This window comes from Pseudomonas sp. GW460-LB5 (assembly GCF_059423245.1).
The window spans coordinates 39,520-61,115 of sequence record NZ_JBWKXT010000015.1 but is presented as its reverse complement, the minus strand read 5'-3'; the positions used below and the strand labels follow the sequence as shown (position 1 = coordinate 61,115).

The window sequence follows — 21,596 nt, the reverse complement described above, 5'->3', positions numbered from 1 at the left end:
TCTTGGATCCAATAAAGGCGGCAACAGTGGCGTAATGACACCAAGGTGTCAATTGCCCAGTGGTCCAACCCTTCTGTTGATCATAGGTGCTGCAGTTGACTCAAATATAACAATGGGTTATAAAGCGCGCTTGATTGCAAAGCCCTTCTGCCTAGAAGCGGGCTGGTCGTCACGACCCTTTCAAGCGTGCGAGTGTGGTGGAATTGGTATACACAGCAGACTTAAAATCTGTCGGCGTGAGCCTTGCGGGTTCGAGTCCCGCCACTCGCACCAAACTTCCTCGAAAAGGCGCCCTTGCGGCGCCTTTTTGCTGCCTGCCAGCAATCCTTGGCGCAGCTGCTAAAGTGGAGCGTGTCCTCTTCCACTGGAACGCCGCCATGCGCTACTCGCTGCTAGATGGCCAACGCGACATCATTATCCTGATTGCCCGCGTACTGCTGATGATTTTGTTCGTCTTGTCTGGCTGGGCCAAGCTGACCGGCTTTGATGGCACGGTTGGCTACATGACGTCGCTCGGCGCCCCTGCCCCCATGCTGGCGGCAGCGATTGCCGTGCTCATGGAGTTCGTCGTCGGCATCCTGCTCATCCTGGGCTTTTACACCCGCCCGCTGGCATTTCTATTCGCACTGTTCGTGCTGGGTACGGCACTGCTGGGCCACCCGTTCTGGAACATGGTCGACCCCGAACGCAGCGCCAACATGACCCAGTTCCTGAAAAACCTTGCCATCATGGGTGGCTTGCTGTTGCTGGCAGTGAGCGGCCCTGGGCGTTTCTCGGTGGACGGGCGCTGAGTCAGTCGTCTTCGCAGTCATCGAACCAGGCTGGGTGATCACGCTCTTCATCATCAAGGTCATCCAGCGTTTCCTCATCTTCTTCCACTTCATCCTCGGCGCCTTGGGCATCCGCCTCGGGCTCCATGTCTTCGTAGAGAAATTCATGGTCAAGCAAGTGATCATGCTCGGGTTCGTGCAGGTCGTCTTGGTCGTGCATGCTGGCTCCTGGGGTGATGGCAGGCCTGTATAGGCTGATCAGGTGCCAAGGTCAATGTGTTCCGCTTAATCCTGGGTTAACCGGCCGGGTGCAGCCTGCAGGCTCTCCCTTCAAACGTCTTTTGCCCGCCTTTCATGGCGGGCTTTTTTATGGCCCAGGGAACATGACAGCCTCATGACCTGAGCTTCACGAAATACTCACAACCAGACCGGCACACTGACCCTGCTCCGTACGTTCTTGAAGCCCGCCGCATCATTGCCGCGGGCTTTTCTTTTTGCGACGTGTTCATGAAGCATACGCAGGGCCGCTGCTACACCTGCTAATCCAGCCGCGCATGACCTGTAGCAGTTTTGCCCGGCCCGCCAAGGGCTATGCTAACCCGGCGATAACCCAAGCTCACTCAGATAGACACGGAGGCTCTTATGAAAGCTGCTGTCGTTGCACCAGGCCGTCGCGTGGACATAGTAGAGAAAGCCCTGCGCCCCCTCGAACACGGCGAAGCGCTGCTGAAGATGCAATGCTGCGGTGTGTGCCACACCGACCTGCACGTAAAGAATGGCGACTTCGGTGACAAGACCGGCGTCGTGCTGGGCCATGAAGGTATCGGCGTGGTCCAGGCAGTCGGGCCGGGGGTTACCTCGCTCAAACCGGGCGACCGTGCCAGTGTTGCCTGGTTCTATCAGGGTTGCGGGCATTGCGAGTACTGCAACAGCGGCAACGAAACCCTGTGCCGCGAGGTGAAGAACTCCGGGTACACCGTGGACGGCGGCATGGCAGAGGCCTGCATCGTCAACGCCGATTACTCGGTCAAAGTACCCGACGGCCTCGATTCCGCTGCCGCCAGCAGCATTACCTGCGCTGGCGTCACGACCTACAAGGCGGTGAAAATCTCCAACATCCGCCCCGGCCAGTGGATCGCCATCTACGGCCTCGGCGGGCTGGGCAACCTGGCCCTGCAATACGCCAAGAACGTCTTCAACGCGAAAGTGATCGCCATCGACGTCAATGAACAGCAACTGCGCTTCGCCAGCGAAATGGGCGCAGATTTGGTGGTCAACCCGCTCAACGAAGACGCCGCGAAGGTTATCCAGGCCAAGACCGGTGGCGCCCACGCTGCCGTAGTGACTGCCGTCGCCAAAGGCGCATTCAACTCGGCCGTCGATGCCTTGCGCGCTGGCGGGCGACTGGTTGCTGTCGGGCTTCCGTCGGAGTCCATGGACCTGAACATTCCCCGCCTGGTGCTGGATGGGATTGAAGTAGTGGGCTCATTGGTCGGTACACGCCAGGACCTGCAGGAAGCCTTCCAGTTTGCCGCAGAAGGCAAAGTCGTGCCCAAGGTGACGCTGCGACCGATCGAAGATATCAACCAGATCTTTGACGAGATGCTGGAGGGCACGATCAAAGGCCGCATGGTGATCCAGTTCGAAGACTGACTATTTTCACACGCCGACAAGGCCTGTAGATTTTTGGTCTACGGGCTTTGTGCCTTTTCGCAGTCAAGGAGCAGACCATGAGCGTCGACTGGCACGCCGGGCCGATTACCCGCACCACCGCGCTAGACAAGCATTACCGCAACACGCACAAAGTGCGTCAGTTTCTGCTCAGTGAGTGCGGCCCGTCATTCCGGTTCGACCGCTCCTTTATGGCATGGATCAAAACCGGGGCACCGTCGACGATGGGCGAAGTCGCGGACGAATGGCAGCGACTCCATCGATGACAACCGGCACCTGCCCCCTGCAACCCGGACTGCGCGCCAGCCGCGTCTTTCAGCATTTTGTCCAACGATTCAACCATGCTGGAATAATCCATTTCCTGACTCCGTCAATAATGGAATTGGCTTCGGTACAACCCTAGCTTCAGAACATTTCAATCTTTGATGAGGAAGCCGAAGAAGGATGCCTCTCATGCTGAAGACCAGCGTTTCAGAGCAGAGGTTCAAGATAAGTGCCTGGGAGAGGGCACGCAGGACGCCATCCTTGAGGGGTTATGCGCTTCGATTCCAGTGAAAAGCAACGGCCAGCACAGTGAATGCCAGCACGGCCTCAGCTACCAGAAACACGCCGTAAAAGTCTTCCGAAAACATGTCAGTCATTCCGCAGATAAGCGTTGAGAGAGGGGGGGCGCCACGCATCTAACGTAACGGCCAACCTCAGAGCGATTACCCCTCTCAGAAGTTCACTGCGTTTCCCACTGCCTGGGCGTCAACGTGCTTAATGCCTCGTGGGCAGCCAAGCGGCAACAAGCCACAATTCCTCGACACAGTCATGAGCCTGTTCCAGGTAAAACCGGCTGACTCATTTTCATAATGAAGCAGCTGCTTTTCGCGGCTCGTCGCCCTTACCCCACCGATGTAACCCAATACACAGAAAGCGATAGCGCTTGCGCATGACATGGTCACTGGCTGCGCGTAAAGGCTCGAAACCGTCACTCAAAAAAATGAATTCGGTAGCTGCCTGTTCGGTCAAGAATAATGAACGCAGTAAATCTGACGAGGTGACAGCAATGACTATCCAAGCAGAGACACTCGCTCAACTGACCGAGGCGCTTAAGCAGCACGGCATGAACCTGGTATCAGAGGTTGCATTTACCAGAGCGCCTTACAGATACAACCACCGCTGGATCTGCATCGTAGAGCAATGACCTTTATGGCCGGCGGCTTGGAGCGAGACTCCTCCGCCGGTCCCCCTCTTCTGTACACCACACGCCTATGGAAGGGGAAGCAGACGGGGCCAAGCCGATGACAGGTTCAACATTTGACCGTCCACAGCTGATCAATCCGCGTGGTATAGGATTGGCTCATCATCTCTCTCCTCATGCCCCAGTCCGGTGTTGCCGGCACGCTGGCGGCTCGCATTGTCCCTCGCCCCCAGCGCTGGTTGATGTCATCCATCATCTGCATCAATCGGTGACATGCCACCGATTGCCTGGGCGCAAACAAGTCCCCTGAAAATTCATCTGGTTGCCGCAGGTCCATCAGCAGCACCTCTGCCTTGCTGTAGCGAAACCCTGGCCTGAAGACCTGCCCGACCGCGTCGGTAGCCAGTCGGGTCATCAGCAGCGTGTCGCAGGTTGGGTATGGCAGCTCCACCAGCGCGCCTTGTGCGTGGTGCGCCTCATCCGGGTTGAACATGCCGGTGCGAATGCTCACACGCATGCGCTTGCACACTGAGCCCTGAACCCGGAGCTTCTCCGCTGCTCGGCCAACGTAAGTGGCCACTGCCTGCTGGATGGGCGCAAGCTCTGTCAGCCGCTTGCCGAACATCCGGCTACAGCAGATTTCCTGTTTAGGGGGTTCGGCCTCGTCCAGCTCCAGGCACGGCGTGCCCGCCAGCTCGCGGGCAGTCTTCTCCACGATCACACTGAATTTCTGCCGAAGCGTGCGGGCGTCAGCCTTGGCCAGGTCCATCGCCGTATGAATGCCCATTGCCTCGAGGTGGGCGGTCATTCGCCGGCCAATGCCCCACACCTCCTTCACGTCGGTGTTGCGCAGCACCCAATCGCGCTTGAACGGATCGGTAATGTCGACCACCCCGCCCGTCTGCGCATGCAGGCGCTTCGCCGTATGATTGGCCAGCTTGGCGAGCGTCTTTGTGCCAGCGATGCCGACCCCCACGGGGATACTGGTGCACTGGAAGATCCTGGCCCGCAGCTTGCGTCCGAACTGGGTCAGGTTTTCCTGAATACCCGACAGATCGGCGAAGCATTCATCGATGCTGTAGACCTCAGTGTCAGGCACCATCGATTCGATCAGGGACATGACACGCTCGCTCATGTCGCCGTACAGCGCGTAATTACTGCTGAAGGCCATGATGCCGTGCCGACGCAGCTTGTCCCTCGCCTGGAAGTACGGTTCACCCATCTTCACGTATGGCTTGGCGTCGTATGACCTGGCGATCACGCAGCCATCGTTGTTGCTCAGCACCACGATAGGGGTCTTGGTCAGATCCGGCCGAAATACCCGCTCGCAGCTCGCGTAAAACGAGTTGCAATCGATCAGTGCAAATACCGGGTCACTGCGCATGATCGCGAACGCTGTATCGAACCACGCCCCAGATGACGAGCTCGTCGCCTTCCATGACATAGCGTGGCGGATAGGCGGGGTTTTCTGACTTCAGGATCACCACGCCGTCGCGACGGTAAAGGCGCTTGCAGACCGGTTCACTATTGACGGCGGCAATCACCACATCGCCGTGCCCGGCTTCACGGCCGCGGTCTACGATGACGATGTCACCTGAATAGATCCCCGCCCCTTGCATGCTGTCCCCCTCCACTTTCACCAGATACACATGGGGTGCACGGAGGTCGAATAACTCATCGAGGGAAATATGGCCTTCCAGATGGTCTGCAGCAGGCGACGGGAAGCCGGCCGGAACGTGGAATGAATAGAGCGGTAGTGGTTCGGTGCCGCCGGCTGGCGCACCCAATAACGTGATGGTCATGATGAAAGGCCCAGTACAGACTGTATGTATATACAGTAAATCTGGCATCAGGTGCACGGTCAATCCTGGCCAGCGAAATTTCTGACGGGCGAGAGGTGGAAAATGTGCGGACGGTATTCGATGTACGAGTCGATGGACCACTACCTGCGCCAGCTATCGCTGGATCTGGTGGTAATCAATGGCTACGACCACGCGTCCATCAGTCGCTACAACGTGGCGCCGTCGACCCGGGTGGAGGTGATACGTCAGATAGAAGGCGCGCTCAGCGTGGATCGGGTCAAGTGGGGATGGTCGCCATTCTGGGCAAAGGGAAAAAGGCCCGACCCGATCAATGCTCGGGCGGAAACGGTGGTAACGGGGAAATTTTTCAAAGGCCTGTGGCCAGGTGGCAGAGCGCTGGCGCCGGCAAACGGATGGTTCGAGTGGGTAGCCGACCCCGCGGACCCGAAGCGCAAGCAGCCTTACTACATCACAAGCGCTGATGGAGGGCCGCTCTACTTCGCAGCGCTCGCTGAAGTGCACCAGGGCATGGAGCCCAATGAGAGCGATGGCTTTGTCATCATAACCGCAGCGGCGGACCAGGGGCTCATCGACATACATGACAGAAAGCCTTTGGTACTCAAACCGGAGACCGCCAAAGAATGGCTGGACCCGGCAACATCTCCGGCGCGCGCGGCAGCAATTGTTACAGCGGGTTGCAGGCCGGCTGAGGATTTTCGTTGGTATCCGGTAGGCAAGGCGGTGGGCAATGTCAGGAATGAGGGGGAATCGTTGATTGCGGTAATAGACGGCGAAAACCATCAGGGTCAGCTAGAGTTTTGACAAGGTGAAACACCGCGAGAGAACGATCATGCTAAAACAAGAAGCAGACGACGTGATTGAGCGTATCCGTGACGATCTGAAAAGGCACGGAGTGCTGATCGGCTACGATCCAGAATTTACCAGTGCTGAGTTCGGATGCGACCTGGATTACCATGTTGCTCAGGTTAGAGAAGACCCGAACAATCATGTATTGCGTATCGCGATACATGACGAAGGCTTGTGGGCCCAGCTCCGGCAGGGGGCGGTGTATCGCGGTATTGTCAGTGATTGCCAAGGGAAGCTCTTCGGCATACCTATTCTGATAGAGCCCAGAACCGATGCGTCCTACACCATTCAATACAAGCTTTAGGCGTCACCAAGGTTGTCTGGCGCAAGCCTGTGCCCCCTGCAGAGTGAGCTGTGCGATTCGGTGAAGCAGGGGGCAATCGCTACCGCGAGTCTTGGCCAAACCCGCACGACGCGGGGGCATTCATTAATGCGCTATTATCCGGCCATCACCAAGGAGATGGTCTGATGAAACAGCTGTGGACGGGATTGGCGCTGCTCATGATGCTTGGCGGTTGTGGGACGGTACGCACCGTTTCCAGTGAATCAAAGGCCATGGGCGACCTGGCTGAATGGAATTCTTATTGCCCCGCTATCCCCCGGATGTATAGCGGGGTCGCCTACCAGTTTTGCAACTTGACTGGACCTGAAAGAACGGGAGTACATTCAGACCCCTATCAAATTCTGGTAGATATGGCTGCGTCGGGCGTGGCTGATACGCTGGTTCTGCCCTACACCAGCTATCAGCAATACAAGCTCGGCAATATGGTGATACCAAGCTTCAGCCCACAGATGAGTCAGCCATCGGATCAGCCTGGGCCGTCGAACTGATAGTGATCTCGGGGCTGTAATCGCTCAGGGCCTGCGCGACGCAGGCGCGGCTAGCTGGGGTACACGCGGGTTGTGCAGCATGTACCGCGCTGCGCCACCCGATCACCGACCTCGGCGAACGCGCCTGCCAGGCCAAACTCAACTTTTCTGACTTTCCACGTACTGTTCCGCCATAACCTTCCCTTCGAGAATGGCTTCTGTCGAAGAGGAGAATGGGCGGCTCACACGCAGGGTTCGCGCCGTTGCACCTGGCTTCCCTACTTCAACCAACATCCCGGTTGGAAATTCAACGCTCGACTCCCACAGCACGTAAATCGATGCCTGGTAACCGAGATAGGAATGCACGTAAAGGTCATGACTGGTGGACTGAAGGCTCATCACTTTCTCCAACTGGGCGCCTTGATGCGCGTCTGATAGAGATACGACTGATGCGATCTGAGGAGCGTTCCGTTTTCCCGGCATCGTTATCTGTGAAGACGCGAACCTCTGCGGGGAAGGGGTTCAGGCCCTGGTGCTTTTGGCGCCGGAAACGCCTGTGCGACCCAGCCGTGAGCACGCTCGATCGCCCAAGCAATCGCTACAGACGGTTTTTGGCCACAGCAGTTTGGGTGAATCTCTTCAAGCAAGAGCACGCCTTTTTCTCCATAGATACCCAAGAAAAGTTGAGTAGCGTTTTCAGGCGAGAGCCGCGCCTGGATGTTGATTAAAGTGCCGCAGGTCAGGCGCTCATCGTAGTTCCGAAAATACATCTCAGGATTGGCCCACTCCCAGTAGACTTTGCCGCGATTGCGCATGGAAAGGACCTTGAGCTCAAATTCTTGACTGGTGGGACAGCATACACAGCTGTTCCACCGAATCCACTGCAGAAGCTCTGCGTTACATTTTTTTACAACTGCTTTTCGGTTGAACCAGTGATGGCGCCCATTGCCACCCCTTCAATCGCCACGCGGCGAGCCAGGCCCACGCCCCATGCCAGCGCCCTGGTCATCGACTCGCCAGGCCGAGAGTTGAATGCCTCTTCGTACAACGCCATCCCTGACCAAGCATAAACCCCCAAGAAAATCTGCGTCCCGCCAGGTCGGCAACGCCTCACCTGAACGTCAATGCGAGTGCCGTCACTCAGTGTTTCTTCATGACTTTGGTGGTGCAACGCCGGGTCAGCCCAAGCCCAGTACACGTGGCCCCTCATTCGCATATAGCTCTCCGTCATCGCCGGTGGGTGGTTGATGTAACCAGGATTGGCAGACCCCTTCATTTGTAATTAGGCCTATCCAACTAGCTTGACCACCGACCGCGAACAAAAGCTCATTTTTTTCCGCTGCCCCCTCCAGCAGCAGCACCGCTCTGATGGTTCAGGATTTCATGCCAACGCGATCTGAAATCGATATTGCCAGGGTTCCGGTTGCGGATGCCGCAGGCGTGTTTGCAGATTTATAAGGCGATCACTGGGGCTGGCCAAGTCATCGACGACGCTACGGGACAATCCAGAACTGCGGCATCTGGATTAAGCGCGGCCACTGGATGAACAGCGCCAAGGTCGCGCGGATCTCAGAGGTCGAGCCTTTCGACGCGCTCGCGGGATTGATGGAGATGTTCAGCGGGGGGGGGGCAGTCCCGGATCAATCACCGCGCAGCGCAGCGGGCACAGGATCCGGAAACGGTGCGGCTTTTTTTAGGCGCAAATAAAAACCCCGCAGACGTTAATCTGCGGGGCTTTCGAATGGTGGAGGCCGAGGTCGGAATCGAACCGGCGTAGACGGATTTGCAATCCGGAGCATAACCACTTTGCTACTCGGCCTCAAAGGTCGGATCTAGCTGCTTGCGCTTTGCTATCTCCTTGAAACGCTGAACCTTTTTCAAAGTTTGCTGCGTTTCGATGGGCGCCATTATGTCTTCATTCTTTTAACCTTGCAACCCCCTGAACGAAAAAAAATTTCAACGGGTTCAAGGTGTTAGCGCAGGCGGCCGAGTTTACTCCACAAGCCCACCACTGTGTTCTCCACCGCACCACTCGCCGCCATGCCGATTCGCTCTTGCAGGCTCTTGCGTTCGGCATAGTGCAGGTGGAACAGGTTGGCGTTGCGCGCGCGGGCGCTAAGGTACTCGTCGCTGGTCTGCAGTTCGTCCACCAGCTGGCGGTTGAGTGCTGCCACGCCCAGCCAGACTTCGCCTGTGGCCACTTCGTCAATGTGCAGTTGCGGGCGATAGCGGGCAACAAAGTCCTTGAACAACTGGTGGGTAACGTCCAGGTCTTCCTGAAACTTCTCCCGGCCCTTGTCAGTGTTCTCGCCAAACACGGTCAGGGTGCGCTTGTACTCGCCGGCGGTCAGCACTTCGAAGTCGATATCGTGTTTTTTCAGCAGGCGGTTGACGTTGGGCAGCTGCGCCACCACCCCGATCGAACCCAGTACGGCAAATGGCGCACTGATGATTTTCTCGCCGATACAGGCCATCATGTAACCACCGCTGGCGGCCACTTTGTCGATGCATACGGTCAGCGGTATGCCCGCTTGACGAATGCGCGCCAGTTGCGACGCCGCCAAGCCGTAGCTGTGTACCAGGCCACCACCGCTTTCCAGGCGTAGCACCACTTCGTCACGCGGGGTGGCGAGGGTTAGCAGCGCGGTGATTTCGTTGCGCAGGCTTTCGGTGGCAGAGGCTTTGATATCGCCATCGAAGTCCAGCACGAAAACCCGGCCCTTTTCCTCGGCCTTGCCTTTCTTCTGCTGTTTTTCCGCCTTGGCCTGCTGCTTGCGCAAAGCCTTGAGCTGAGCCTTGTCGAGCAGGCCGGACTCCAGGCGCTCGCGCAGGTCCTTGTAGAATTCGTTCAGGCGGGTGACCTGCAGTTGCCCACCCGGTTTGCGCCGCCCCTTGCTGCGCAACCCGGCGATAGCCGACAGCACCACGAGGATGGCGATGACCAGGGTGGCGGTTTTGGCGAGAAAGCTTGCGTATTCGGCAAGAAACTCCACGTTGACTCCTTAAATACCTGCGCCAAGGCGGCGCGTTAACTGTTGCAAGCATACCGCTGCGCCAAAGGTGCTGCCAGCTGGTGTAAACGCTGGCAACACCTTTCAAACAACCTTTTCAAACGCTTGTATGTTTTTTCGTTGACAGCCCGTGTGCTGCATCCTAACCTCGCAGCAACCTCCAAACAGGCCGGAACCTTTCGTGGGCAACCTCTACCTGATCCGACATGGCCAAGCCTCTTTCGGTGCTGATGACTACGACGTCCTCTCGCCCGTGGGCGTGCGCCAGAGCCACGCGCTGGGTGAGCACCTGGCCCAGTTGGGTGTACGGCTGGACCGTTGCGTGGCAGGCGACCTGCGCCGCCAGCAGGATACCGCGCGCCTGGCCCTGCAGGCCTTGCATGCCAGCGGCTGCCAGGTGCCGGCTGTTGAGACCGACGCGGCGTTCAATGAGTTCGATGCCGATGGCGTCATCCGCGCCCTGTTGCCTGGGCTGCTGCCAGAAGAGCCCGATGCCCTGCATATACTGCGCAATGCTGCGCAGCATCGCAGCGAATTCCAGCGCCTGTTCGCATTGATGGTGCAGCGCTGGCACGCGGGCGAACAGGCGGACGATGGCCTGGAAAGCTGGCAGGCTTTCACTCGTCGTGTACAAGGTGGCCTGGAGCGCGTGCTCGATACCGCCGGCAGCGGTGACAATGTCGCCATCTTCACTTCGGGCGGCACCATTGCCGCCCTGCTGCACCTGGTTACCCGTATTACCCCCAGCCAGGCGTTCGCGCTGAACTGGCAAATCATCAACACGTCGCTCAGCCAGCTGAAGTTCCGCGGCCGCGACGTGGCACTGGCCTCCTTCAACAGCCAGGCCCATGTGCAGCTGTTGAAGGTACCGGAGCTTGTCACCTATCGATGAGCCCGGCTTGTTGTGTCCCTGCGGGGACGTGTAAATAACTCTATAAGGAATGCGCCATGACCTCCGTAGCTGATGCCGTCAAAAAGATGCAAGAGAAGTTCAACCCATCCGCTGCCGCCGGCCTGGACCTGGTGTTCGGCTTCAACATCACCGACGAAGGCAAGCAATACGCGCTGATCGTCAAAGACGGCACCTGCGACCTGCAGGAAGGCGAAAACCCGGACGCCAACTGCACACTGGTGATGGACAGCGAAACCCTGAAGGGCATCGTCAGCGGTGAAACCGATGGCATGCAGGCCTTCATGGGCGGCAAGCTGCGCGTTGAAGGCGACATGATGCTGTCGATGAAGCTCAGCGAGCTGTTCCCGTCCTGAGGGCTGGGTACACCGGATGATCGAAAGACCGAAGCCTTGGCGGCTTCGGTTTTTTTTTGCCTGCCCCAAAGCCTGCGCTGGCACGTTGGTCGTTGACATAAGGGCAGTTGATCAACCAGCAACACCCTCACCTATATGGCACCTGGCACGCTTGTTCCAGCGCCGGCAGGCCATTAGATTAGCCAATAGTCCTTGGGATCGAAAATAAGGAAAACGCATGACGCTCACCGACCAGTCCACCCAGGTACGCCCCGGCGAAGAACTCGACGCGGCCGTCATCGACCCTTACCTCAAGGCCAACATCCCCGACCTGGACGGCCTGCCGCGCATCAGCCAGTTTCCAGGAGGGGCCTCCAACCTCACCTACCTGGTCAGCTACCCGGGCCGGGACTTTGTGCTGCGCCGCCCGCCATTCGGGCAAAAGGCCAAGTCGGCCCACGACATGGGCCGCGAGTTCCGCATACTCAACCAGTTGAACAGCGGCTTCCCCTTCTGCCCCAAGGCGTATGTGCACTGCACCGACAGCAGCCTGATTGGCGGTGAGTTCTACGTCATGGAACGGGTCAAGGGCATCATCCTGCGCTCGGACATCCCTGCCGGGCTGAACCTTGACGCCAGCCGCACCGAGGCCCTGTGCAAAAGCTTTATCGACCGCCTGGTCGAGTTGCACCAGGTGGACTACAACGCCTGTGGCCTGGCCGACCTGGGCAAGCCGGAAGGCTATGTACAGCGCCAGATCGAGGGCTGGACCAGCCGCTACAAGAAAGCCCTGACCCCGGATGCCCCGCGCTGGGAAAAGGTGACCACCTGGTTGCACGAAAAAATGCCTGCCGACCACCCGAAGCCCGCCATCGTGCACAACGATTACCGCTTCGACAACGTGATCCTCGACGCCGACAACCCTATGCGCATCATCGGTGTGCTGGACTGGGAAATGGCCACCCTGGGCGACCCGCTGATGGACCTGGGCAACAGCCTGGCCTACTGGATCGAAGCCGACGACCCGGCGCCGGTGCAACTGATGCGCCGCCAGCCGAGCAACGCGCCGGGCATGCTCACCCGCCGCCAGTTCGTGGATTACTACGCGGCACGCGCAGGCATCACGCTGGACAACTTCGATTACTACTATTGCTATGGCCTGTTCCGCCTGGCCGGCATCGTCCAGCAGATCTACTACCGCTACTACCACGGCCAGACCCAGGACAAGCGTTTCGCCCAGTTCATCCACATGAACCGCTTGCTCGAGCAGATGACCTTGCAGGTCATTGCCAGGTCCAGCCTCTGAGCAACGCCCACGACGACGGATAACAAGGAAAACAGCATGTCCAAGACCCACCTGTTCGACCTCGACGGCAAGATTGCCTTCGTTTCCGGCGCCAGCCGCGGCATTGGCGAAGCCATCGCCCACCTGTTGGCCCAGCAAGGTGCACATGTGATCGTTTCCAGCCGCAAGCTCGACGGTTGCCAGCAGGTGGCCGAGGCGATCATCGCGGCAGGTGGCAAGGCGACGGCGGTGGCCTGCCACATTGGAGAGCTGGAACAGATCCAGCAGGTGTTCGCCGGCATCCGCGAACAATTCGGGCGCCTGGACATCCTGGTCAACAACGCCGCCACCAACCCGCAGTTCTGCAACGTGCTGGACACCGATCCGCATGCCTTCCAGAAGACCGTGGACGTGAACATCCGCGGTTACTTCTTCATGTCGGTAGAAGCCGGCAAGCTGATGCGCGAGCATGGCGGTGGCAGCATCATCAACGTGGCATCCATCAACGGTGTGTCCCCCGGCCACTTCCAGGGCATCTATTCGGTGACCAAGGCGGCAGTCATCAACATGACCAAGGTCTTCGCCAAGGAGTGCGCCCAGTTCGGCATTCGCTGCAACGCCCTGCTGCCGGGCCTGACCGACACCAAGTTTGCCTCTGCACTGGTGAAAAACGATGCCATCCTGAACGCCGCACTGCAGCAGATCCCACTCAAGCGCGTAGCCGACCCCAAGGAAATGGCCGGCGCGGTGTTGTACCTGGCCAGCGATGCGTCCAGCTACACCACTGGCACGGCACTCAACGTCGACGGCGGGTTCCTTTCCTGATCAGGCCTTGACCGCCACCAAGCTGTAGCTCAGGGGCAGGCGTGCAGGCTGCTCGCGCAAGCGATACTCGCCATCGCTGCCCTTGACCATCTGCCCCGGTAGGGCCTCCCAAGGGATGCTCTGGTGCTCGACCAGCACCGTCAGTTGCAGCCCATGCGCCAGCAAGGCAGTAACCACTTCACCCAAGCCGTGGTTCCATTCGTGGGTTTCAGTGTGGGCAAGGCGCTCTTCAGTCTCGACATAGGTCTGGTCGTTGTGCCACACCGTCGGGGCTTCGTGCTCGAAGTACGGGTATTCGAGCTGCAGGCGGTCCTGGTGGTCTTCATTGACGGCCATCAGCATCGGGTGCCCATCGCGCAGGAATAACCGCCCGCCCGGTTTCAGCAGCGCCGCGACCGCACGCGCCCACGGCTCGATGCGGGGTAACCAGCACAGCGCGCCGATACCGGTGTAGACCAGGTCGAACGTGCCTGCCGGCAGTACCGTGTCGGCGGCATAGACGTCAGACTCGACATACTCGATGGCCACCGCACAACGCTCGGCCAGTACCCGTGCCTCGGCCAGCGAAGCCGCGGAATAGTCCAGGCCGCAGACCTTGGCGCCAAGGCGCGCCAGCGATAGGGTGTCGGTGCCAATGTGGCACTGCAGGTGGACGGTCCTCAGCCCATTGATGTCGCCGAGCAAAGGCAAATCGAAGCGCACGGTTTCGGACAGGTGCCCAGGGCGCTGGACGAGAGTCTCGACTTCGTAGTCCTTCGAGGCAGCGTGCAGCGGGGCGCGTTCGTCCCAACTGCTGCGGTTGAGTTGCAGTGAACGGTCCATGGTGCCTTCCTTGAGTGGTAACGGTTCATGCTAGCCGCCACCTGCCCCTCTAAGACACCACTGCCTTGCTAAAAATTGTAAAGCCCGCAAAGCACCCACTGAGCAATAACTGGACTGCACTGGCCGCCCCTACAGGCCGGCGATGAAGCCAATACAGGCTGCGGCCTTTACAAACAGGTCGCCGCCGCTGCCCGGCGCTGCAGCGCCACGCCGTCGTTTTTCTGTGCGTAGTAATCCACCCGAGCCCCGCCTGCCTGTGGATAGACATCCACAAACGCCTCTGCCTCACGGGTATACACGGTGAACCCGCCCTGCTTGCGCGGTTGCAGGTAGCCACTGGCATCATCGCCGAACACCTTCTCTTCCTGCCAGCTGAACTGGATACACTGCGCCACCAGCTCCGGCGCCTTGCTTGAATCGAGCTGCGCAGTCGGCTTGCCGCCGCGGGCCGTCTCCATGGTCGCAGAAGCACAACCGACCAGCATCAGCGCCGCGGCCATCGGCAAAATCGCACGCATGTTCCATCCTCAGGGTATCGAAAAAGATGCGACTCTAGCACTCGCGGGCATTGCGAGTGAATTGTCACGCACATGCCGCTGTCGCAGATAAGGTACGCCGCCATAAGGAGCACCACATGAAGCTTCACTATCTGCTACTTGCCGCCCTGCCCTGCCTGCCCCTGGCCGTCAGCGCCGCGCCCTCCAGCGAAGAAAGCATCACCGCCCCGGAAACCCACAACCGCACGCTTGAAGTGGGCGACAAGGCACCGGACCAGTACAAACGTGACGAGCAGGCCATCAAGGACTGGAAAGCCAAAGGCCTGCCCGCCCCCGAGAAAGAAAGCCATTGGGTACGCATGGGCGAGCACTACGTGCTGGTGCAGATCACCAACGGTGTAGTACTGGCGATCCAGCCGGCGTCCTGATTCAACCCGCCTGGATCAATGCCGCCATGTGCACCGTGTTGCGCCCGGCGGCCTTGGCCTGGTACAGCGCGGCATCCGCCTGGGCCAGCAGGTTGGCGGTGCTATCTTTGGGACCTGGTACGCCACACCACAGGCCCACGCTGAAGCGCAGTTCGATCTGGTCATCGGCAAAACGGGCCGGGCTGCGCGCAATAGCCTCGCGCAGGCCTTGCAGCGCAGCCATCGCCCCGCTGCGGTCAGTGCCCGGCAACAACAGCAGGAATTCCTCACCACCATAACGGCCCAGGCTGTCACCCTGACGCAGCCGCTGCTGCAACTGGCGCACGCAATGGCACAGCACTTCGTCGCCAGCCAGGTGCCCATACAGGTCGTTGATGCGTTTGAAATGGTCGATGTCGATCATTGCCACGGCCAGGCTGGCCTGTTGCTGGCGAGCACGGTCCAGTTCCACCGCAAACCGGTCCAGGATCGCCCTGCGGTTGAATGTGCCGGTCAGCACATCGTGCAGGGCCAGGTGCTGCAAGCGGGACTCGCTACGCTCCTTGGCCATCAGCACCAGCCCGATCGAATACATCATTACCGTCGCCGTGCCGATTGCCACGGAAATGCTCTGCTTGAGGTTGCTGGTGTCATAACGCATTTCCACTGCCGTGCCATTGGCCACCGCCACCACACGCATACCCAGGCCGACCAGGCTGATCAGCGCACCGATCTGCAGCAGCAGGTGGGCCCTGCCCGGCCGTTCGGCATGGCGCCACGCCCAGTAAAGGATCATCGAGCACTGCAGCATCAATACCAGCGTCGCCAGCAGCATGCGCGGCTCCAGCGTATCGAGCAGCAGCACCAGCCCCCCCAGCATGCAGGCAGGAATGACGAAGATGACACGCCAGGGCACCACCTGCTCACGCACCCGGAACAAGCTGGCGGTGTAGAACGCCAGGGCCAGCGACAGCAAGCTGTTGCCCAGACCATAGCTGACCCACAGCGGGGCCTGGGCATAGACGGTGTAGCAGACATAAGCCAGGGCATGCACCAGCAGCCCGCAACCCGTTAGCAGCAGGTTGTCACGGCGGTTGCTACGCCCCACCAGCAACAGGCAGAAAGCCAGAATGGTTGCGACCAAGGCAACGGCGGCAAACAACGTGGGGGTGTGGGCGATCATCGTGATTCACCGAGTGGCAGATTGCCGTCTTCGCTGCGGCTTACCCCACAGTCTAGAGGGCCATGGCGCACTCGACCATGACCGAATGGGACAGAACAACAGCCTGCAAGCACGCCGCCCATCACTGGCGCGACAAATTTTTGCCTGCCCGGGAAACCAAATGGATCATTCCCAGTCTCAGCAAGTGCCCCGTAAACCTTTGCGGATCAAGGACCTATATCGTGATGACCCGCCTTGCAAGCCTTTCGCTGATTGCTGCAGTCCTGCTGACCGCAGGCTGTCACAGCCATCGCTACCATGATGACGACGATGGCTGGCGTGACCGCGACCGTGGCCATCGCCACCACCATCGGCATGACCGCGATGACGATGACAATCGTCAGTACCGCGGTGACCGCGACTACCGCTGAAGCGTCTTTGCACCCCTGACCTGCCGCCCGTTGCGCGGCACCTTAACCTGATGATTCCTTTGAGGTTCGTATCATGCGTCTGACTCTGCCTTCCCTAGCCCTCGGCCTGCTGCTGTGCCAGGGCGCTTTCGCCGGCGACGGTACTGCCGCCATTGGCGGTGGCCTGGGTGGTGTGCTGGGTAACGTTGTTGGTCAACAACTCGGCGGCAAGGCCGGCGCGGCCATCGGTGCTGGCGTGGGCGGCGCAGCCGGCAGCGCGGTAGGTGCACGCAAGGGCAATCGTACCGAAGCCGCCATCGGCGGTGGCCTGGGCTCGGCTGGCGGCTCGCTGCTAGGCGGCGCGGTGGGCGGCAAGACTGGCTCCACGGTCGGTGCTGGCCTGGGCGGCGCAGCCGGTGGGGCCCTCGGCAACCACCTGGGTGACGACAACCGCGGCAGCAAAAAGCACCGCCGTCACCGTCACTGATTACCTGACTCAAGGGCCGTATAGCGGCCCTTTTTGTTGCAGCACATCAACACCCCCTTCATCACGAACTGGCACACTGGCTGCTACTGTCTATCGTGCCCCGTGTGAAGGAACACCCCCTCCCCATGAACCAAGATCTGCTCTGGGTCCTCGGCCTGCTGGCCATCGTCGTTACCCTGTTCATCATCAATCGCCCACGCATGGACGTGGTCGCGCTGATGGTGATCCTCGCCCTGCCCCTACTCGGCATCCTCACCGTTGAGCAGGCCCTGGCCGGCTTCAGCGACCCCAACGTGGTACTGATCGCCGCCCTGTTCGTGATCGGCGAAGGCCTGGTGCGCACCGGCATTGCCTACCGCATCGGCGAATGGATGAGCGAGCGGGCCGGCAATAGCGAAACACGTCTGCTGGTGCTGCTGATGGTGGCCGTGGCCGGGCTGGGGTCGATGATGAGCTCCACCGGTGTGGTGGCCATTTTCATCCCGGTAGTGCTGAGCATTGCCGCGCGCCTGCAGCTGTCGCCCAGCCGTCTGATGATGCCACTGGCATTTGCCGGGCTGATCAGTGGCATGCTCAGCCTGGTGGCCACACCGCCCAACGTGGTGGTGCACAGCGAGCTGGTGCGCAATGGCGAAGCGGGCTTCAGTTTCTTCAGCTTTACCCCTTTCGGCCTGGTGGTGCTGGTGCTGGGGATCGGCTACATGCTGCTGACCCGGCACTGGCTGAACGGCGAAGTGCGCAAGGACGGCCGCGTGGAAACCCGCCGGACACTGCTGGACCTGGTGCTGGACTACAAGCTCAACGGCCGTGAACGGCGCCTGCGCATACGCCCTGATTCACCGCTGATCGGCCATACCCTCGGCGAGCTGGAGTTGCGCACCCGGCACGGCGCCAACGTGATCGGCATCGAGCGCCAGCACAAGTTCACCACACGGGTGATCGGCGCCGACTCCAACACCGTACTGCACCAGGGCGATGTGCTGCTGCTCGACCTGTTCGCCAACCGCGACAACCTGCGCAGCCTGTGCCAGACCATGCAACTGGAGCCCCTGCACTTCAAGGCGGCCTATTTCATCGACCAGTCCCAGGAGCTGGGCATGGCCGAGGTCTCGCTGCCGCCGGGCTCGCAGTTGATCGGCAAGAGCGTTCTCGAACTGGCCTTCCGCACCCGCTTCGGCCTCAACGTGGTCGGCCTGCGCCGCGAACAGGCGGCAATCGAGGAGCAACTGGTAGACGAAAAACTGCGCCTCGGCGATACCCTGCTGGTGGTCGGCCCGTGGAAGGCGGTACGCCAGTTGCAAAGCCAGCCCAAAGACTTTCTGGTATTGAGCCTGCCCGCCGAGATCGATCAGGTCGCGCCAGCCCGCACCCGCGCGCCGCAGGCATTGCTTAGCCTGGCGGTAATGGTCGGGCTGATGGTCAGCGGTGCCGTGCCCAATGTCATCGCGGCGCTGATCGGTTGCCTGCTGATGGGGGCCGGCCGCTGTATCGACATGAACAGCGCTTATAAGGCCATTCATTGGCAAAGCCTGGTGCTGATCGTCGGCATGCTGCCATTCGCCCAGGCACTGCAGAAAACCGGTGGCATCGATTTGGCGGTGGGTGGGCTGGTAAGCGTACTGGGTGGTGCCGGCCCCAGTGCCATTCTTGCCTGCCTGTTCGCCGTTACAGCGGTGATCGGCCTGTTCATTTCCAACACGGCCACTGCGGTACTGATGGCACCCGTGGCTGTCAGCACCGCAGCGCAGCTGGGCATGTCGCCCTACCCGTTTGCCATGACCGTGGCGCTGGCCGCATCGGCGGCGTTCATGACGCCGGTGTCATCGCCGGTCAACACACTGGTGCTGGGCCCGGGGCAATACCGCTTCGCTGATTTCGTCAAAATTGGCGTGCCCTTCACCGTGCTGGTGATGTTGGTCACCGTCGTGATGGTGCCGTGGTTCTTCGGGCTATGAGAAAAGCGCTATAGACTAAAGGCAATTTGACATTATCTCGACCGATCGCGGCAGATTGACATCAAGTGGCCTGACGAAACACACTGCGGGCTATTGCCCCAGGTGCTTCAAGGCGTTGTCCTGGATTTCGTTTCCGCTTGCCGGTCGAGTTCATGGTTTTTCCAGCCCAATCGCGCTTGTTGCCTTATGTCGTTCTGTTTTGCCTGACCTTTGCCCTCACCCTGGGCGGTATCCTGGCACGCCCGATCGAATCGCTGTCGCTGTTCTGGCCAGTGAATGCTGTGTTGGCCGGCGTGCTGCTGCGCTACCCGCGCCAGGCCACGCTGACCGGCTTCAGCCTGGTCTGGCTGGCCATGGTCGGTGCCGACCTGCTGTGTGGCAGTGCCTGGGTGCCGGCCCTGTGGTTCAACCTGTGCAATCTTGGCGTGGTGGTTACCCTCTGGCAGTTGCTATCGCGTTTGCCGCGGCTGCACCGGCGCATGCGCACCCCGCACGGCGTACTCAGCGTGTTTGCCGCCTGTGCCGCCGCCGCCATGGTGGCGGCCAGCATGGCAGCGGTCATGGCCGCACCGTGGTTCGAGCAATCCCTGCGTGCCACCTGGCTCGCCTGGTTCAGCGAACAGTTTTCGACCAGCGTGCTGGTACTGCCGGTGCTGCTTACAGCACCCTCGGCGCGGGCTTTGGTGCGGGGTGGCGCCCAAGCCATCCGCCTGGCGCCCCTGCTGATGCTGCTGGCCTCGCTGGCGGTCAGCATTGCCTTTGGCGGCCCCGGTGCCATTGCCTTCCCGATTGCCGCCTTGCTGTGGTGTGCGTGGACCTACTCGCCGTTCATGGTTTCGCTGCTGACACTTACCGCTGGCAGTACCTTGATTGTGGCGGTGGCGCAAAACCTCATGCACTTCAGCGTGCCGCAAAGCGAGCCCGGTGTGACCACGCTGATGTCGGCGCGCCTGGGCATTGCGATGCTGGTGCTCGGCCCGCTGGTGGTGGCCTGTGTCAGCCAGGCCAACCGCAGCCTGATGGCGCGCCTGGCGCATCAGGCCACCATCGACCACCTTACCGGCGTGCTCACCCGCAGTGCCTTCACCCGCCGCGCCAACGCATTGCTGGACAGCCGCCAGCAGCATGCCCAGGCGCTGCCGCTAACCCTGATGATGCTGGATATCGACCACTTCAAATCGATCAACGATGCCCATGGCCACGGGGTCGGTGACCAGGTGCTGCGCCAGTTTGCCAGCACCCTGCAGGACCAGTTGCACAACGATGAACTGCTCGCGCGGCTGGGCGGCGAGGAGTTCGTCGTCATCCTCCCGGGGCTTGCGCCTGAACGTGCCAAGTTCACCGCCGAACGCCTGCGCCGTGCCATACAGGACCTGCACGTGGTGCAGGCCGACCAGCGCCTGCAGATCACCGTGAGTATCGGCCTGGCCGGCTGCGACGCCAATATCCCGGCCCCCAGCCTGGACGCGTTGCTGGCAAGTGCCGACCAGGCGCTGTACCGGGCCAAGGCCCATGGCCGCAACCGCGTCGAGCAGGCCGAAGCACAGCGCCAGGTGGCTGAGTCACGCAACCAGCAAGTCCCACGATAGCTTGGCGATCAACACGCACAGCAGTATCAGGAACAGCCCGCGCACAAAGCCTGCGCCCTTGCGTACCGCCAGCCAGGTGCCGGTAAGGGCCCCCAGCACATTGCACGCAGCCATGGGCAGGGCAATGGCATACAGCACGTTGCCCGAGGGCACGAAGAACACCAGCGCCGCGAGGTTGGTGGCAATGTTCACCACCTTGGCCGAGGCCGAAGCGTGCAGGAAGTCCAACGCAAAGAAGCGGATGAACAGAAAGATCAGGAAGCTGCCGGTGCCTGGACCGAACAGGCCATCGTAAAAGCCGATCGCACCGCCGATCAGCACCGCCAGGCATTGCTCCTTGCGGCCGATCTGCGCGGGCTTGTGCAGGGTGCCGAAATCCTTCTTGCAGAAGGTATAGATGGCCATCAGCACGATCAGCACCAGCACTGCCGGGCGCATCACACTGGGCGGTACCAGTGAGACCGTGGCAGCCCCAGCGAACGACATGACAAAGGCGCTGAGCGCCGCTGGCACGATAAGCCCCCAATCCAGCGTCACCTTGCGAATGAACGAGCGCGCCGCGAAGGCCGTCCCGCAGACCGACGCCAGCTTGTTGGTGCCGAGCAAGGCCGCTGGTTGCGCGGTAGGCAGCACGTTGAACAAGGCCGGGATCTGGATCAGCCCCCCGCCCCCCACTGCGGCGTCGATCAGCCCAGCGGCAAAGGCGAACACAGAAAGCACAGCAATATCCATCATGACGCGGTTCCAGGCAGTGAAGACGCCTGCAAGGCTAATCAAAGTGCCGCGCATGTGTTG

27 protein-coding genes and 2 tRNA genes are annotated in these 21,596 nt (G+C 60.3%); 17 read left to right on the top strand and 12 right to left on the bottom strand.

Annotated features, from left to right (window positions below):
• Nucleotides 1-188 precede the first annotated feature (188 nt).
• Together AC07XM_RS11795 and AC07XM_RS11790 are read left to right on the top strand one after the other, a co-directional pair.
• Nucleotides 189-273 (top strand) — tRNA-Leu (locus AC07XM_RS11795).
• A gap of 104 nt (nt 274-377) precedes the next feature.
• The gene (locus AC07XM_RS11790; RefSeq protein WP_016487942.1) at nt 378-791 is read left to right on the top strand and encodes a DoxX family protein; all 414 of its coding nucleotides are present in this window, start codon (nt 378-380) and stop codon (nt 789-791) included.
• 1 nt (nt 792) lies between these two features.
• On the opposite strand, the gene AC07XM_RS11785 is transcribed toward AC07XM_RS11790, so the two are convergent.
• A complete protein-coding gene (locus tag AC07XM_RS11785; protein WP_016487943.1) occupies nt 793-990 on the bottom strand; it encodes a hypothetical protein in 198 nt (65 codons plus the stop codon).
• Nucleotides 991-1,412: 422 nt separating this feature from the next.
• Here AC07XM_RS11785 and adhP point away from each other — a divergent pair, with 422 nt between their 5' ends.
• The 3 genes from adhP to AC07XM_RS11770 all read left to right on the top strand — a co-directional run bounded on the left by adhP (nt 1,413) and on the right by AC07XM_RS11770 (nt 3,630).
• Nucleotides 1,413-2,423, top strand: a complete 1,011-nt coding sequence (gene adhP / locus AC07XM_RS11780; protein ID WP_016487944.1) for an alcohol dehydrogenase AdhP — start codon at nt 1,413-1,415, stop codon at nt 2,421-2,423.
• A 77-nt stretch (nt 2,424-2,500) separates the two neighbouring features.
• Nucleotides 2,501-2,707 carry a DUF6434 domain-containing protein gene (locus tag AC07XM_RS11775; RefSeq protein WP_016487945.1) on the top strand — a complete coding sequence of 69 codons (207 nt, stop codon included), beginning with the start codon at nt 2,501-2,503 and terminating at the stop codon, nt 2,705-2,707.
• Between the two features lie 668 nt (nt 2,708-3,375).
• A complete protein-coding gene (locus AC07XM_RS11770) occupies nt 3,376-3,630 on the top strand; it encodes a hypothetical protein (protein WP_146024521.1) in 255 nt (84 codons plus the stop codon).
• Nucleotides 3,631-3,736: 106 nt separating this feature from the next.
• Here AC07XM_RS11770 and AC07XM_RS11765 read toward each other — a convergent pair whose 3' ends face one another.
• Nucleotides 3,737-5,011, bottom strand: coding sequence for a Y-family DNA polymerase (locus tag AC07XM_RS11765; RefSeq protein WP_102689107.1), 1,275 nt, complete (start codon nt 5,009-5,011; stop codon nt 3,737-3,739).
• Complete coding sequence (locus AC07XM_RS11760; protein ID WP_016487949.1) at nt 5,001-5,429, bottom strand: LexA family protein; 429 nt, start codon at nt 5,427-5,429, stop codon at nt 5,001-5,003. Before AC07XM_RS11760 ends, AC07XM_RS11765 begins: the two co-directional genes overlap by 11 nt.
• Nucleotides 5,430-5,531: 102 nt before the next feature.
• Here AC07XM_RS11760 and AC07XM_RS11755 point away from each other — a divergent pair, with 102 nt between their 5' ends.
• The 3 genes from AC07XM_RS11755 (at nt 5,532) to AC07XM_RS11745 (ending at nt 7,127) form a co-directional block, all read left to right on the top strand.
• Complete coding sequence (locus tag AC07XM_RS11755; protein ID WP_102689106.1) at nt 5,532-6,251, top strand: SOS response-associated peptidase; 720 nt, start codon at nt 5,532-5,534, stop codon at nt 6,249-6,251.
• 28 nt (nt 6,252-6,279) lie between these two features.
• Nucleotides 6,280-6,600: a hypothetical protein gene (locus AC07XM_RS11750; RefSeq protein WP_016487951.1), complete on the top strand. Its 321-nt coding sequence runs from the start codon at nt 6,280-6,282 to the stop codon at nt 6,598-6,600.
• Between the two features lie 164 nt (nt 6,601-6,764).
• Nucleotides 6,765-7,127 carry a YceK/YidQ family lipoprotein gene (locus tag AC07XM_RS11745; RefSeq protein WP_016487952.1) on the top strand — a complete coding sequence of 121 codons (363 nt, stop codon included), beginning with the start codon at nt 6,765-6,767 and terminating at the stop codon, nt 7,125-7,127.
• Between the two features lie 138 nt (nt 7,128-7,265).
• On the opposite strand, the gene AC07XM_RS11740 is transcribed toward AC07XM_RS11745, so the two are convergent.
• The 5 genes from AC07XM_RS11740 to sohB all read right to left on the bottom strand — a co-directional run bounded on the left by AC07XM_RS11740 (nt 7,266) and on the right by sohB (nt 10,099).
• Nucleotides 7,266-7,505 (bottom strand): hypothetical protein, encoded by a 240-nt coding sequence (locus AC07XM_RS11740; RefSeq protein ID WP_016487953.1) that lies wholly within the window; start codon nt 7,503-7,505, stop codon nt 7,266-7,268.
• 86 nt (nt 7,506-7,591) lie between these two features.
• Nucleotides 7,592-7,921, bottom strand: a complete 330-nt coding sequence (locus AC07XM_RS11735; RefSeq protein WP_016487954.1) for a hypothetical protein — start codon at nt 7,919-7,921, stop codon at nt 7,592-7,594.
• A 92-nt stretch (nt 7,922-8,013) separates the two neighbouring features.
• Nucleotides 8,014-8,322 (bottom strand): hypothetical protein, encoded by a 309-nt coding sequence (locus tag AC07XM_RS11730; RefSeq protein ID WP_016487955.1) that lies wholly within the window; start codon nt 8,320-8,322, stop codon nt 8,014-8,016.
• A 529-nt stretch (nt 8,323-8,851) separates the two neighbouring features.
• Nucleotides 8,852-8,925, bottom strand: a tRNA-Cys gene (locus tag AC07XM_RS11725).
• 154 nt (nt 8,926-9,079) lie between these two features.
• Nucleotides 9,080-10,099, bottom strand: a complete 1,020-nt coding sequence (sohB, locus tag AC07XM_RS11720) for a protease SohB (protein ID WP_016487957.1) — start codon at nt 10,097-10,099, stop codon at nt 9,080-9,082.
• A 199-nt stretch (nt 10,100-10,298) separates the two neighbouring features.
• Between sohB and AC07XM_RS11715 the strand changes: the two genes are divergently transcribed.
• The 4 genes from AC07XM_RS11715 (at nt 10,299) to AC07XM_RS11700 (ending at nt 13,472) form a co-directional block, all read left to right on the top strand.
• The gene (locus tag AC07XM_RS11715; RefSeq protein WP_070086355.1) at nt 10,299-11,009 is read left to right on the top strand and encodes a histidine phosphatase family protein; all 711 of its coding nucleotides are present in this window, start codon (nt 10,299-10,301) and stop codon (nt 11,007-11,009) included.
• A gap of 56 nt (nt 11,010-11,065) precedes the next feature.
• A complete protein-coding gene (locus tag AC07XM_RS11710; protein ID WP_016487959.1) occupies nt 11,066-11,383 on the top strand; it encodes an SCP2 sterol-binding domain-containing protein in 318 nt (105 codons plus the stop codon).
• 217 nt (nt 11,384-11,600) lie between these two features.
• The gene (locus AC07XM_RS11705; RefSeq protein ID WP_095115577.1) at nt 11,601-12,668 is read left to right on the top strand and encodes a phosphotransferase family protein; all 1,068 of its coding nucleotides are present in this window, start codon (nt 11,601-11,603) and stop codon (nt 12,666-12,668) included.
• A gap of 36 nt (nt 12,669-12,704) precedes the next feature.
• Nucleotides 12,705-13,472 (top strand): SDR family oxidoreductase, encoded by a 768-nt coding sequence (locus AC07XM_RS11700; RefSeq protein WP_016487961.1) that lies wholly within the window; start codon nt 12,705-12,707, stop codon nt 13,470-13,472.
• Here AC07XM_RS11700 and AC07XM_RS11695 read toward each other — a convergent pair whose 3' ends face one another.
• The gene (locus AC07XM_RS11695) at nt 13,473-14,294 is read right to left on the bottom strand and encodes a class I SAM-dependent methyltransferase (RefSeq protein WP_095115579.1); all 822 of its coding nucleotides are present in this window, start codon (nt 14,292-14,294) and stop codon (nt 13,473-13,475) included.
• Nucleotides 14,295-14,461: 167 nt separating this feature from the next.
• Complete coding sequence (locus tag AC07XM_RS11690) at nt 14,462-14,812, bottom strand: hypothetical protein (protein WP_016487963.1); 351 nt, start codon at nt 14,810-14,812, stop codon at nt 14,462-14,464.
• 116 nt (nt 14,813-14,928) lie between these two features.
• On the opposite strand from AC07XM_RS11690, the gene AC07XM_RS11685 reads away from it, so the two are divergent.
• Entirely contained in the window at nt 14,929-15,219 is a 291-nt protein-coding gene (locus AC07XM_RS11685) for an RcnB family protein (RefSeq protein WP_016487964.1), read from the top strand.
• A gap of 1 nt (nt 15,220) precedes the next feature.
• On the opposite strand, the gene AC07XM_RS11680 is transcribed toward AC07XM_RS11685, so the two are convergent.
• Nucleotides 15,221-16,381: a GGDEF domain-containing protein gene (locus AC07XM_RS11680; RefSeq protein ID WP_016487965.1), complete on the bottom strand. Its 1,161-nt coding sequence runs from the start codon at nt 16,379-16,381 to the stop codon at nt 15,221-15,223.
• Between the two features lie 224 nt (nt 16,382-16,605).
• Between AC07XM_RS11680 and AC07XM_RS11675 the strand changes: the two genes are divergently transcribed.
• From AC07XM_RS11675 to AC07XM_RS11660, 4 genes are all read left to right on the top strand, one after another.
• The gene (locus AC07XM_RS11675) at nt 16,606-16,791 is read left to right on the top strand and encodes a hypothetical protein (RefSeq protein ID WP_016487966.1); all 186 of its coding nucleotides are present in this window, start codon (nt 16,606-16,608) and stop codon (nt 16,789-16,791) included.
• A gap of 73 nt (nt 16,792-16,864) precedes the next feature.
• Complete coding sequence (locus AC07XM_RS11670) at nt 16,865-17,257, top strand: glycine zipper domain-containing protein (protein WP_060517179.1); 393 nt, start codon at nt 16,865-16,867, stop codon at nt 17,255-17,257.
• Between the two features lie 125 nt (nt 17,258-17,382).
• On the top strand, nt 17,383-19,212 hold the full coding sequence (locus AC07XM_RS11665) for an SLC13 family permease (protein WP_016487968.1): 1,830 nt from the start codon (nt 17,383-17,385) through the stop codon (nt 19,210-19,212).
• A gap of 137 nt (nt 19,213-19,349) precedes the next feature.
• Nucleotides 19,350-20,801, top strand: coding sequence for a GGDEF domain-containing protein (locus AC07XM_RS11660; RefSeq protein ID WP_016487969.1), 1,452 nt, complete (start codon nt 19,350-19,352; stop codon nt 20,799-20,801).
• Here AC07XM_RS11660 and AC07XM_RS11655 read toward each other — a convergent pair.
• Nucleotides 20,775-21,536 carry a sulfite exporter TauE/SafE family protein gene (locus AC07XM_RS11655; protein ID WP_060517156.1) on the bottom strand — a complete coding sequence of 254 codons (762 nt, stop codon included), beginning with the start codon at nt 21,534-21,536 and terminating at the stop codon, nt 20,775-20,777. The genes AC07XM_RS11660 and AC07XM_RS11655 overlap by 27 nt on opposite strands.
• Between the last annotated feature and the right edge of the window lie 60 nt (nt 21,537-21,596).